Here is a 13,163-nt window from a genome sequence, read left to right on the forward strand (position 1 = left end):
TATAGCGTCAAATGTGTTTTTTGATATGTGCACCTGTGTTAATAATGCTGATTTGATGATTTCCGCCTTGTTCGAGAGAGTGGTTGAGTGAATGTGCTTTGCTAGTTCGGTGAGTAAAGAACAAGATTATGTCACTATTGTCTGGCTAATCGAGTTTTGACATTTGAACAAGTGAATGATGCATAAATTAGGATGCTATGTGGGAATTCATGTTCACCTCGTTATTTATGTATGGTTAAAAACCGAACGTTGATATAATGGCGGGATATTTTCCTTTATTCATCAATACGTTCCGTTTAGGTATCTCTATGTTGCTCTCTTCAATTATTCATCATACTCGAGGTGATTTTGTTCGCAGGCTTATTGCGATTGCTTTGCCTATTGCTTTGCAGAGCATTATGTTTTCAAGCCGAGGCTTAGTGGATGTGTTGATGTTGGGCCAACTTGGCGAAGCAGACATTGCGGCTGTGGGTGTTGCGAGCCGAGCGATGTTCGTGACGACCATTATGCTGGTGGGTGTCACCACCGGCGGCGCGCTTCTTACTGCTCAATATTGGGGAGCGGGTAACAGGCAAGGTGTGAGAGAAAGCACCGCACTGACGTGGCTGGTTTCGACCCTATTTGCGTTACTGACCATTGCATTTTTCGTTTCATTTCCTGCACAAATCATGGGCGTGACGACCGACTCTCAAGAGGTCATCAACCTAGGCGTTGAATACATCGTAATTACCTCATTTAGCATGCTAGCGGTATCGTGCGTAAGCAGTATGGCTGTGGGTTTGAGAGCGATGCACAAACCTGGACTAAGTACCTTTTTCAGCGGTATCGGTATCCTGTCTAATATATTCTTAAACTGGGTGCTGATTTTCGGTAACTTGGGTTTTCCAGCACTTGGAATCAAAGGCGCAGCAATTGCAACAGTACTGAGTGGCGCAATTGAAGTCGCGACTTTGTTTGGTTATCTCTATTTATCTAAGCATTTATTAGCTTTCAAGTTCTGCGATATTAAAGCGGCAGCTTCGATCGAAAAGGTGGTTCGCTTCTTGAAGTTGTCTCTGCCGACCACGTTCAACTTTTTAGCATGGGCGGGTGGCTTGTTTGCTTACCATGCGATCATGGGACAATCGGGCGTTCAAGGTTTAGCTGCACTTTCAGTAATGACGCCGGTTGAGTCTATCTCATTGAGCCTATTGATTGGTTTGTCAAATGCGGCAGCGGTTCTGGTGGGTAACCAACTTGGCGCGAAAAACAATGAAGCGGTTTACTATCAAGCGTTGGGCTTAACGATTCTGTGTTTCTTAACCAGTATCGTAGTGGCCGTTTTTCTCTACTTCGTTCAAACGCCAATACTTAATGCCTTTAGCGCATTGACTGAAGAAACCAGAGCCCTCTCAGAAAAGTTTATTCTGATTCTAAGTGTAGGTATTATTATTCGCTCGGTACCGTTGACTGTGATTGTTGGTGTGTTGAGAGCGGGCGGTGATGTGAAGTTCTGCCTCTATCAAGACTTGATTGCTCAGTGGGTGATTGGTATTCCACTGGCGGCTATTGCTGCTATTTATCTTAAGTTTCCACCGGAGTGTGTATATCTGCTTTTCCTAACCGAAGAAGTGATTAAGTGGGGCGGGTCGCTCTATCGCATGAAAACAAGAAAATGGATTAAAAACTTGATAGGAAGTTGAAGTAGGACGCACCAATCACGTCACTTTATCATTGGTGTGTGATCTATCTTTCAAAATACTTCCTCCTAACAGGGAATTAGTGTAGATTCTCCTTCCAAATTCTAACTAATGCGAGCTGTTTAATGTTAAAGTTGTCAGACCTATGTAAAGGCTATGTCGATGGGGGGGAGTTTCACCCTGTTTTGCAAGGTGCTGAATTAACATTAAACCAAGGTGACCAGCTAGCATTAATGGGAGAAAGCGGATCAGGTAAAAGCACTTTACTGAACCTTATCGCGGGTTTAGACCTTGCGGATTCAGGTGAAATCGCTTTCCCTCACTTCAATATGCACGACTCAACCGAGCGTGATCGCACTGCTTATCGTAGAAACAACATTGGCCATATTTTTCAGCAGTTCAACTTACTGCCAACGCTAAATATTGCCGATAACATCCGTTTTTGCCGTCAGTTAAAAGGCTTACCTGAAGACAAAGGTCTCTGGAGGCAGATTCTTTCTGCTTTAGACCTTATGCCTTTGCTTGGCCGTTACCCGGAAGAAGCGTCTGGTGGCCAACAACAACGTGCGGCAATTGCGCGTGCGCTGTATATGGAACCAAAAATATTGCTGGCCGATGAGCCGACCGGTAGTTTAGATGAGCGTAATGCAGAAGCCGTAATGCGTTTGCTGACCTCTTTGGCTCGCCAATTAGAATGTACCTTGTTGCTGGTGACACACAGTGAAAAAGTAGCACTGCACATGGATGGCAGGATCCGTCTACAAGGAGGGCAACTGCATGTTATGGCCCGTAGTTAAGGCACTACTCGGTCACTATCGACGTTACCCACTGCAGATTATTTTGGTATGGCTTGGTTTAACCCTCGGCGTATCACTTTTGGTTGGTGTTACTGCTATCAATCAACACGCCAAGCAAAGCTATGCACATGGCGAAAAACTCTTTTCGAATCCTCTTCCTTACCGTATTCGTCCAAAACACAACGCTAATAAGATCCCACAAGGTTTTTATATCCAGCTTCGCCGTGAAGGCTTTCAACAGTGCTCTCCTTTTGACCACCATCGTATCACTGATGAAAACGGCGCGAACTTCATGCTTATCGGCATAGACCCTGTTTCTATGCTTCAATTGCAGCCGGGTATTGCGTTAAAAGATCTCACCACTTTAAACCTCATGAAACCGCCATATCCAATCCTTGTAAGTGATGATCTCGCTGAACACATGGAGTGGAACAACGGTGATTACATTCCTCTGATGGATGGCTCTGAGCTTGGTCCTGTGGTTGTCGATCAAAACAACCTGATTAATGGCACCAGGTTAATAGCAGATATTTCCTTGCTCCGCATGCTTAAACGCAGTGCAGGACTTTCAGTGATTGCTTGCTCAGACATGTCTACTGAGAAATTTGAGCGCCTAAAAAATATGTTGCCGAATGGGCTGACGATCACCCGCAGTTCTAAAGCGGAGCTAGAGTCGCTGACCAGTGCTTTTCACTTAAATCTTAAAGCGATGGGTATGCTGTCGTTTGTGGTTGGCTTGTTTATTTTCTATCAAGCGATGTCGCTGTCGTTTATTCAGCGCCAACCGTTAGTCGGAATCTTAAGACAAACAGGTGTATCGGGCTGGCAACTGGCGAAAGCGCTTTGTTTAGAGCTGTTGCTATTGGTAGTACTGAGCTGGATCTGCGGTAATGTATTCGGTGTCATGTTGGCTAATCAATTGTTACCGGCAGTATCTTCAAGCTTAGGTGACCTATATGACGCCAATGTTGGTTTAACGATTGACTGGAATTGGCGATGGAGCGGTTACAGCTTGTTAATGGCACTACTTGGTGCCTTCTTAGCGTGTGCTTGGCCGCTGGTTCGTTTGCTTAGATCACAACCTATTCGTTTGACCTCTCGATTATCTTTGATGCGCTTTGCGGGTACGGAATTCACATGGCAAGCATTGATTGGGTGTGGCTTCTTGGTTGCAGCTGTCGCTGTGTATCAAGCCCCTCAGACTCAAGAGTCTGGTTTTGCGATTATCGCGTTGATGCTCGTCAGTGTGGCTCTGTTTACGCCATTCTTGATGTGGAAGCTATTTAATAGCCTCTCTTATTCATTGCGCTGGGTTCGTGCTCGTTGGTTCTTTGCTGATGCTGCGTCAAGTATGAGCTACCGTGGCGTAGCAACAATGGCGTTTATGTTGGCGCTGACTGCAAACATTGGTGTAGAAACCATGGTAGGTAGCTTTAGGGATACCACTGATAAATGGCTAACACAGCGTTTGGCTGCAGATCTTTACATCTACCCAACCAACAATGCCGCTGCTCGCATGAGTAACTGGCTGTCAGGCCAACCAGAAGTGGACTCAGTTTGGTGGCGTTGGGAAAAAGACGTAGCTTCTCCAGTGGGTAGTATTCAAGTGGTCAGTACTGGTCCTTCTGAAGGCGAACTAGAAGCTCTGACCATCAAATTAGGTATTCCGAACTACTGGTATCACTTACATCACTCGAAAGGTGTGTTGATCAGTGAGTCGATGTCTCTTAAGTTGGGGATTCGCCCAGGCGACTACATAGACCTTTATGACAACCTCGGTTCCGGTTGGCAGGTTGTCGGTGTTTACTACGACTATGGAAACCCTTACCATCAGGTCATGATGTCACATCGAAACTGGCTCTATGGATTTGCAGGGCGCGGCAATGTGGGCCTTGGCGTGATACTCAAAGATGATGTCAATTCAGTAGGACTTCGCAGCCGACTGGAAAGTGTATTCAGGCTTGGTTCTGAGCGAGTTTTTGATAACAACAATATCCACAGTCAAGCAATGCGTGTGTTTGATAGAACGTTCGCGATCGCTGATACGTTGGGTAACATCACATTGGTTATCGCAGTCTTTGGTATCTTCTTCGCAACCGTTGCTGGTGAAGTGTCTCGACAAAGGCATATCTCGCTGCAGCGCTGTTTAGGTGTATCGGCGAAGGAGCTGATTCTGACAGGTAGCTTACAGTTGTTTGTGTTTGGGCTTATTTCCTCCTTGATTGCGATTCCGCTCGGTTTAGCGTTAGCAAGCTTGATTGTTGATATCGTTATTAAGCAGTCTTTTGGCTGGTCTCTCGAGTTACAAGTGATTCCTTGGGACTATTTACAGACATTTGCATGGGCCATGGCTGCATTGATGTTGGCTGGTGCTTTGCCAGTGATGAGAATGATTCGGAATACCCCGATGAAATCATTGAGGGATGCGCTTTAATATGCTTCAACGAAACGGCTCAACGAAACTCAGACACCGATTTATTTCCTCTCTATTACTGATTGGTTTCTTTGGCACTATTTTAGGTATCTGGGCGTACTATTCTTATTTTGTTGACGTTGGTGAAAAGGGGGTTAACGAGGTTAACTCAGTACTTGTTAGCGAACACTTCAATGTGTTTGAGCCTGTGCTACCTGACCGCAGCGTTTCATTGCCTCGTGACTTTCAGTTCCACCCAGAATTCCAACACGAATGGTGGCATTACTTTGCATCTCTAAAAGGGGATGACGGTAAAAAGTACTCAGTGCAGTGGAGCTTCTTCCGTATAGCCACTGATGAACGTGAGACTCCAGGGTGGCAAAGTCCTCAGGTCTATATTTCAAATGTTGTGATCTCCTCTGATTCCAAAGTTTGGAAAGAGCAACGTTTAGCGCGTGGTGGCATAGGCCAGGCGGGAATGACCAGTCGTCCGTTTAGGATTTGGATTGATAACTGGAACTGGCGCGCACTCGGTAGCACACCATTCCCAGGTCGACTTCAAGTGCAAACTGATACGTTTGGCCTTGAACTCGACACTATAGCGAAAGGCCCATACGTGCTCAACGGCGATAACGGCTATCAGAAAAAGCACGATTTATTACCTGTTGCGTCTTATAACTTCAGCGCTCCGTTCCTGTCTCTAAGTGGCGTGTTGAATTTGGACGGTGTTGCCAAGGAAGTTGAAGGCACTGCTTGGGTACATAAAGAGTGGGGTAGTGGCTTACTCGGAGTGGGCCAGCAAGGCTGGGATTGGTTCGTGTTTAATCTTGATGATGGCACAGCACTGAGCATTAACCGCTACCGCCATAATCAACAGTTACCTTATGTTTTCGGAACATTGGCCACTCGCTCAGGTAAAGTGTACCAGCTCACGGACTCCGATATTTCTATTAAGCCTTTACAGAATACGACGCTACTGAATGGCAGAAGAATGCCACTCCAATGGATTATTAATGTGCCACAACACAATATCAACCTCACGACGCGTATCAAGCGCAGGGATATGTGGCTGCCTTTTGTCATACCCTATTGGGAAGGGCCAATTATGGCGAGCGGAAGCCATGAAGCAACAGGCTTTATGCAGTTAACAGGCTACTAAAAAACACCTAAGGCTATCATTTGATAGCCTTTTTTTATGTTTGCGATTCCTACCAGACTCGAATTATTTGTGCATACAGCCTTGGTGATCTCATCTATACTTATTTTATGGCGCATAATAATATTATGGAATATACGACGTATTGTTTAGTATTTGTAGGAAAAACCGAAGTTAAACATCCGAAGAAGTGATTATCTATCGATAAAGCTTGGATATAAACTCTGGGTTATTCTTTGTTATTCGTTTATTTAAATAATAAATATAAGGGCGAAATCATGACCGACGTCATCCGTGACTTCTTTAAATTGGAATCTGCTGGCGGCATCATCCTAGTCATCGCTGCGGCGATCGCAATGTTTGTAGCAAACTCACCACTGAACGAAATGTACCAAGGTGTACTTCATAGTTACGTTCTTGGTATGTCTGTGTCTCACTGGATTAACGATGGCTTAATGGCTGTCTTCTTCCTTCTAATCGGCTTAGAAGTTAAGCGCGAACTTTTAGAAGGCGCATTAAAGTCTAAAGAGACGGCAATCTTCCCAGCTATCGCTGCTGTGGGCGGTATGCTAGCTCCTGCACTTATTTACGTGCTATTTAACTCAAGTAACCCTGAAGCGCTTCAAGGTTGGGCTATCCCTGCTGCAACGGATATCGCATTCGCATTGGGCATCATGGCTCTTCTTGGTAACCGTGTACCGGTAAGCTTGAAGGTATTCTTATTAGCATTGGCAATTATCGATGATTTAGGTGTTGTTGTTATCATTGCACTGTTCTACTCAGGCGACCTATCAACGCTTGCTCTGACGGTTGGCTTCATCGCGACTGGTGTGTTGTTCATGTTAAATAACAAGCATGTAACTAAGCTGAGCGTGTACTTAATTGTTGGCGCGATCCTGTGGTTCGCTGTATTGAAGTCTGGTGTTCACGCAACATTGGCTGGTGTAGTCATTGGTTTTGCTATCCCACTAAAAGGTAATAAAGGAGAACATTCTCCGCTGAAACACCTAGAACATGCACTGCACCCATATGTAGCTTTTGCTATTTTGCCAATCTTTGCATTTGCAAACGCAGGTATCTCACTGGAAGGAATATCACTTTCAAACCTTACAGGCATGCTACCGCTTGGTATTGCTATGGGTCTATTGGTTGGTAAGCCCCTGGGTATCTTCCTATTCAGCTGGGGCGCTGTGAAAACGGGTGTAGCTAAGCTTCCTGAAGGTGTGAACTTCATGAACATCTTCGCGGTATCTGTGTTGTGTGGCATTGGCTTTACTATGTCTATCTTCATCTCGTCACTGGCATTTGGTCCAACGAACGCAGATTTTGATACGCTTGCTCGATTAGGTATCCTGATGGGCTCAACAACTGCAGCTATCTTAGGTTACTTCCTGCTAAGTATTTCTCTACCGAAAACTAAGCATCAAGAAGTAAAACTATAATCGGTAATTGGTTCGATTAACCATCGAACCAATTCCTGAGCAACAAGTCAATTTCTGAGTAGCAAGAAGAGTCACAGAGTCATCCACACGATTTATGTGACGACAAAGAACAAAAAGCCGTGATAGGTAACCCTATCACGGCTTTATTGATCATGTTGCTAAGCTACTATTTGTAAGATAGCTTGTTTTGCAAGTACGGTGACAATGTCACGCTACTTTTCTAGTGTGGTAAAAATAGTCCACTCTTCAACGATCTGCTCACTTAACCCAACTACGGTCGCCGTTACCTTTCGGTTCAGTGCGTGTGAAGTAGGGTCATCACCATCGCTTTCTAAGCGTTCTTCGCCATAGCCAACAATTCTGACACGCTCTGGTTCTATACCATTCGACAATAACTCGTCTTGCACATTATTCGCTCGTTTCTTTGACAAATCTAAGTTGTACTCATTGGAACCCACTTTACTCGCGTAACCTTGGATTTCGATAGAAGCACTTTTGTAGGTTTCAAGGAACTCTGCCATCGTGCTGATTTGATCAGAAAATATTGGGTTCACTTCAAATGAGTCATGAGCAAAGAGTATATTTAGCTGTCTGACTTCTTCTGCACGAATCGTTTCACCACAGCCATCATTATCGACTTGTGATGCTTCAGGCGTTCCTGGGCAGGTATCGCGTGCGTTTACCACACCATCTTTGTCATCATCTTGCAGGTCTGCAATCTGCTCCGCTTCAGGTGTCTCGATGTAGGCCTCTTCCTGTTGACTAGAGCAGGCGAATAGAGTCATCGTTAATACGGGAAGTAATAAGTAAGTTATTTTCATCATTAATACTCCACGGCCGTTGTCCACTCTTCTGGTATGTCGACCAGTAGAGCGTTCAATAAAGAACCGGTTGCGTTCATCACACGGTACTTAGCGTACTGCTCAGAGTAATGCGCATCTAGATAGTCTTTACGGGCTTCAAATAGTTCGTTCTCTGTGTTGAGCAAGTCAAGCAGAGTACGTTTGCCTATTCGGTATTGTTTTTCATAAGCGATAACGGTCTCCGAAGCTGAATCAACATGGTCAGATAGAAAGTTTTTTTGTTGCAGTGTTAAATCTAAGGCACTCCATGAAAGGCGAAGGCCTTCTTCCACTTGGCGATAAGCGCGATCTCTCAGATCTTTTGCTTTATTCAATTGGTAAGCAGCTGCTTCGGAATTAGCACTGTCTGTTCCGCCGTTGTACAAGTTATATCGCATGCGTAGCATCGCGAGGGTCTCTTGACTAGAGCCTTCATCGCCTCCCGCATCATCACGCCACGACTGTGATGCTTCAATAGAGAACGTAGGGTAGTTCACGCCTTTCGATTGTTTGTATTGAAAATGTGCTGCGTCGACATCAGCCGTTGCGATTTTTATAACGGGGTGTTTGTCCAAGGCATCAACAATGGCGTCCGTTAACGACAAAGGAATCCTCGAAATATCGGCTCGTGGGTAAATTAAGCCTAGGGGTTCTTGGCCAACTACTCGTCTGAACTGTGTGTGTGTATCGATCAAATTATTCTGTGCGGCCAACAAGTTACCATGAGCTTTTGCAATCCTAGCTTCTACCTGAGATACATCCGCGGTTGAACCTATGCCTGAATTAGCTCGTTTCTTTATGTCTTTGTAGATTTTCTTGTGTATCGAAAGATTACTTTCTGACAGTGCCAGCACTTCAGTGGCTTTCACTGCATCTAAATAGATTTGAGTGACCTCCAGCGCTTTGTCTTCGGCATCTGCAATCAATTGTAAACGAACCGACTCGGCTTCTGCGGCGGTACGATCAATGTCGTACAGAGTCGCGGAACCATCCCAAAGCAATTGCGTGAGGGAAATCGTCGCTTCCTTTCTTGTTAGATCGGTATCTGGACCGTTGTTTGGTGCAGGGTTTATGCCTTCGTAACCAATACCGGCGTCAAGATCGATACTGGGCTTGTATGCACCTCCAGATGCATCGTTACGCTTTTTCACGCTCACATATTCGTTAAAGATGCTTTTTATCTCAGGATTGGTTGCCAAAGTAATAGCCACCGACTGTTCCAGAGTTTGAGCGGCGAGTGGTGTTGCAGCAACTAAGCAACACATGATGGATAATTTGAACAATTTCAAAGTAGCTCTCCTTCTACTTTCAATGTTTCATCCGTTTCCCAACCTACGTTTACCGCTGAATTGAGTGAATGGTATTAAACGAAGCTTAGGACATTTGCAAAAAAATGCGAAGTTTGTTGGTTTTTTTTGAATGTAAGTCGCTATTGCCATTGACTAATTTGAAAAGCGCTTTGGTTGTACTACTTTAGTGAGTTGATTATCAATAGTGCTACTACTAAATTTATTGTAGGAAATAGCCACAGCGCAGAGTGGTATTGGAGCCGCGTTTGGTGTGTTCTGGGTAGAAGTGGGAATATGGATATGGGAAATATCAACCTAAATATACTAGGTCTTGCTAGCGGGAGTGTAGTGCTCGACGCTCAAGGCCAAGTTAGACGTTTGTCTCCGGGCGAACAACCAGCCGCTAGCGACGTAATTATCAGTTTTGATACTAGTGAAGAGAGTGTGCCAAGTGTTTCTGCACGTTTTGTAGATAATCAGGGCCAACAAAATGTGCTAGATACTGATGACGCGGTCGCTCAAGTTCAGCGTGCTATTGAAGAAGGATTTGATCCAACAGAACTAGGAGATGAGTTTGATACTGCTGCTGGTGAGGAAGGCTCGAGTTTGACCAACAGCGGTAGGATTGAACGTACTGGGGCTGAAACTCAAGCTGCCACGAATTTTGAAACTGAAGGGTTTGAGTCTCAAGGATTGTCAGAAACTCAAAGTATTGCTCTTTTTGATATCATCGCTTTTGCGCTTATTTCAGGTGAAACTAATGTTATTGAGTTTGAGCAGGATGAACCAATTGAGACAGGTGGCGCTTTAACCAGCGATGATCCGGACGTTACCTTTATTGGCAAAGAGGTCGCTGGAGATAATGAGCTCGGGACCTTTGTTGTAAACGAAGATGGTACTTGGACCTTCGTGGCCAATAGCCCTTATGATGAGCTTGCCGATGGCGAGCAAATTCAAGATACGACGACAGTACAAACCTCCGATGGAGGCGAACAAGTCATCACTGTAACGATAATTGGTACTGATGATGCGGCTGTTGCCACTGATGACTCAGGCAGTGTAACTGAGGACATTGATGTAGATGACATCACCAATCAATTGGTAACGTCTGGTCAGATCGTGATTACAGATGTAGACAGCGACACTCCCACCTTTTCAGCTGATGGTGAGTTTAACCTCGTAGGTTCAACAAACGAATCACAGCTAGGCGTATTGAGCATCGACCCTGATGGTGCTTGGACTTACGTCGTTAACAACGATGATGTTCAGTACTTAGACGACGATGAGTTCGTTACTGAGGTTTATACGGTGACGGCAGATGACGGCACAACAAGCGAAGTGACGATCACTATTAACGGTGCCGATGACCCATCTGACATAACCGTTGGCGAAGGTGATTCAGACACAGGTGAAGTGACTGAGGATGTCGATGTTGACCAAGAGAGCAACAACTTAACGACGTCAGGTACTTTAACCATTACCGATGTCGACGACAATGATGTTGCAGCTTTCGAACCGGACGGCACGTTTAACCCAGAAGGCTCAACCAATGATACTGCGTTGGGTATGTTGACGATTACCGACGATGGTGAATGGACTTATGTCGTAGACAACGACAACGTGCAATATCTCGATGACGATGAGTTCGTTACCGAGGTTTACACGGTTACTGCGATTGACGGAACCACAAGTGAAGTGACCATCACCATAAACGGTGCCGATGATCCATCCGAGATTACCGTTGGTGAAGGTGATTCTGATATGGGTGAGGTGACGGAAGATGTCGATGTCGATCCTGATACCAACGAACTTTCAGTTTCAGGTACTTTAACGATTACTGATGTCGATACCAGCGATATGCCCGCCTTTAAACCTAATGGTGTGTTTACCCCTATTGGGTCTACTTATGCACTTGCTCTGGGCATGTTAACTATTACTCCTGAGGGGGCATGGAGTTATGTCGTTGATAACGATGCGGTTCAATACTTGAATGATGATGACGTGGTTATTGAGCGATATGTGGTAACCGCTATTGATGGTGTAGAGCATGTTATCGAGATAACAATCAATGGTGTCAATGACGCACCTGAAGCGACCAGCTTTACGGTCGTTAATGATCAGGACGCGGTCATACCTATCCTCTTCGATTCTGAAGATGGTGGTATGCCAGATTACATCTCAGATGTAGAAGATGACCATGACGACATTCCACTTAATATTCGGATAGAAAGTTTGCCAACCAACGGCAGCCTTTTGTATACCGATGAAAATGGCGTCACGAGAGAAATCATGCAGTCTGATGTCGATAACGGTGTGTTGTTTGTTCCGAACAATATCAGTTTTGTAGCTGGGCCTGGAGAGATGTTTGAAATGGGCTTCAGTGGTGATCCTGAGGATATACCAGATCTTGTTGATGGTTTCTATAATTGGGGTGTAGAAGTTTCACCAACAGAGAGACTTATTACGCTAGATAACGGTAATACGATTACACTAACGATCGAAGATAACAATAATAAACCGTTGAAACAGTATCAAGGTGAACAACCTCATGTCGGCTTTGGTATCGGTGATACCGATGGTAGCGGCATGAACAAACAGGAGACCTTGGTCCTCGACTTTACTAATAATCCATTAGAGGTTGTTGACTTTGGTTTAGATGGTTTGGGTGGTTCATTTAACACTGATAGTAACGTTTATGTTGAAGTGCTCTATACCTTTGCTGATGGCACTACTCAGACGGAGCAATATCAAAAAGATCCAGGAGATACAGGGAATAGCCAAATTCTGTATGATTTTAGTTATTCTTCACCAGACAATCCGATTGTTGGGATGGAGCTGTCATCGACAGGGGGCAGTTGGGAGTTACGCTATGTTCAAGGTAACGAGGCGGTAACTGAAGACCCGCAGTTTGATTATGTCGCGGTCGACTCTAATGGTGCAGAAAGCACGGTAGAGACGGTCACCATAGATATCGAAGCTCCGCAGCAATATAACGTTATTAGTGCGGCGAGTAATGAACCCTTGTATGCCGAGTCAGGTAACGATTTACTGATTGGAGATAGCGGAGACAACATTTTCACTTGGCTAGACTCTGCGCTCGACAACGGTACTGATATTATTAAAGATTTCGAGCTTTATACAGGTGGTTCTGGGGACCTGATCAACCTCAATGATTTGGTCGAAGACCCTCAAGATGAGACTCAAATGGCAGAGCTACTTGATGCGATAGAGGTCTCTGTCGACGGAGAAGATATTGCGTTGTCCATTCCAATCAATGGAGGGGATGATGTTCAAACTATCGTTGTTGAGGGGATTGCTACTGGACTGGCTGGTTCGGTTGACCTAGGTAATGACTTAGCTGTGCTAGGAGAACTGATAAAAAATGATGCTGCTTAATTAGATAAAGTGAAAGGCTCTAACGCTTAACGTAAGAAAAGCCCTCGATTTTGAACTGACCCCGTAAAGTTGGACATTTCTGTTAAGCGGCTTTCAAGGCCTGAGTTCGATATTCTATCGGAGTCAGGCCTTTTAGTTTCACTTTTATA

The 13,163-nt window shown here is 44.9% G+C and carries 9 protein-coding genes; 6 read left to right on the forward strand and 3 right to left on the reverse strand.

The window, feature by feature from the left end; all coding sequences use genetic code 11:
- Positions 1–308 precede the first annotated feature (308 nt).
- From QQ041_RS01630 to nhaA, 5 genes are all read left to right on the forward strand, one after another.
- Entirely contained in the window at positions 309–1,682 is a 1,374-nt protein-coding gene (locus QQ041_RS01630; RefSeq protein ID WP_285952973.1) for an MATE family efflux transporter, read from the forward strand.
- Positions 1,683–1,804: 122 nt separating this feature from the next.
- Positions 1,805–2,476, forward strand: a complete 672-nt coding sequence (locus QQ041_RS01635) for an ABC transporter ATP-binding protein (RefSeq protein ID WP_017060385.1) — start codon at positions 1,805–1,807, stop codon at positions 2,474–2,476.
- The gene (locus tag QQ041_RS01640) at positions 2,457–4,910 is read left to right on the forward strand and encodes an ABC transporter permease (protein ID WP_146492368.1); all 2,454 of its coding nucleotides are present in this window, start codon (positions 2,457–2,459) and stop codon (positions 4,908–4,910) included. The genes QQ041_RS01635 and QQ041_RS01640 overlap by 20 nt, the downstream gene beginning before the upstream one ends.
- Positions 4,900–6,048 carry a lipocalin-like domain-containing protein gene (locus tag QQ041_RS01645; protein ID WP_060982752.1) on the forward strand — a complete coding sequence of 383 codons (1,149 nt, stop codon included), beginning with the start codon at positions 4,900–4,902 and terminating at the stop codon, positions 6,046–6,048. Before QQ041_RS01640 ends, QQ041_RS01645 begins: the two co-directional genes overlap by 11 nt.
- 275 nt (positions 6,049–6,323) lie before the next feature.
- Positions 6,324–7,487 carry a Na+/H+ antiporter NhaA gene (gene nhaA / locus QQ041_RS01650; RefSeq protein ID WP_060982751.1) on the forward strand — a complete coding sequence of 388 codons (1,164 nt, stop codon included), beginning with the start codon at positions 6,324–6,326 and terminating at the stop codon, positions 7,485–7,487.
- A 212-nt stretch (positions 7,488–7,699) separates the two neighbouring features.
- Here the strand turns inward: nhaA and QQ041_RS01655 are convergent, their stop codons facing one another.
- Positions 7,700–8,311: an OmpA family protein gene (locus QQ041_RS01655; protein ID WP_285952967.1), complete on the reverse strand. Its 612-nt coding sequence runs from the start codon at positions 8,309–8,311 to the stop codon at positions 7,700–7,702.
- The gene (locus QQ041_RS01660; protein WP_060982749.1) at positions 8,311–9,618 is read right to left on the reverse strand and encodes a TolC family outer membrane protein; all 1,308 of its coding nucleotides are present in this window, start codon (positions 9,616–9,618) and stop codon (positions 8,311–8,313) included. The genes QQ041_RS01655 and QQ041_RS01660 overlap by 1 nt, the downstream gene beginning before the upstream one ends.
- A 300-nt stretch (positions 9,619–9,918) precedes the next feature.
- Between QQ041_RS01660 and QQ041_RS01665 the strand changes: the two genes are divergently transcribed.
- Positions 9,919–13,014 carry a VCBS domain-containing protein gene (locus tag QQ041_RS01665; RefSeq protein WP_285952968.1) on the forward strand — a complete coding sequence of 1,032 codons (3,096 nt, stop codon included), beginning with the start codon at positions 9,919–9,921 and terminating at the stop codon, positions 13,012–13,014.
- Between the two features lie 82 nt (positions 13,015–13,096).
- Here QQ041_RS01665 and QQ041_RS24135 read toward each other — a convergent pair whose 3' ends face one another.
- Positions 13,097–13,162, reverse strand: a complete 66-nt coding sequence (locus tag QQ041_RS24135; RefSeq protein ID WP_353057832.1) for a hypothetical protein — start codon at positions 13,160–13,162, stop codon at positions 13,097–13,099.
- Between the last annotated feature and the right edge of the window lies 1 nt (position 13,163).

This window comes from Vibrio sp. TMPB1044, assembly GCF_030442075.1.
Lineage (GTDB): Bacteria > Pseudomonadota > Gammaproteobacteria > Enterobacterales > Vibrionaceae > Vibrio > Vibrio satsumensis.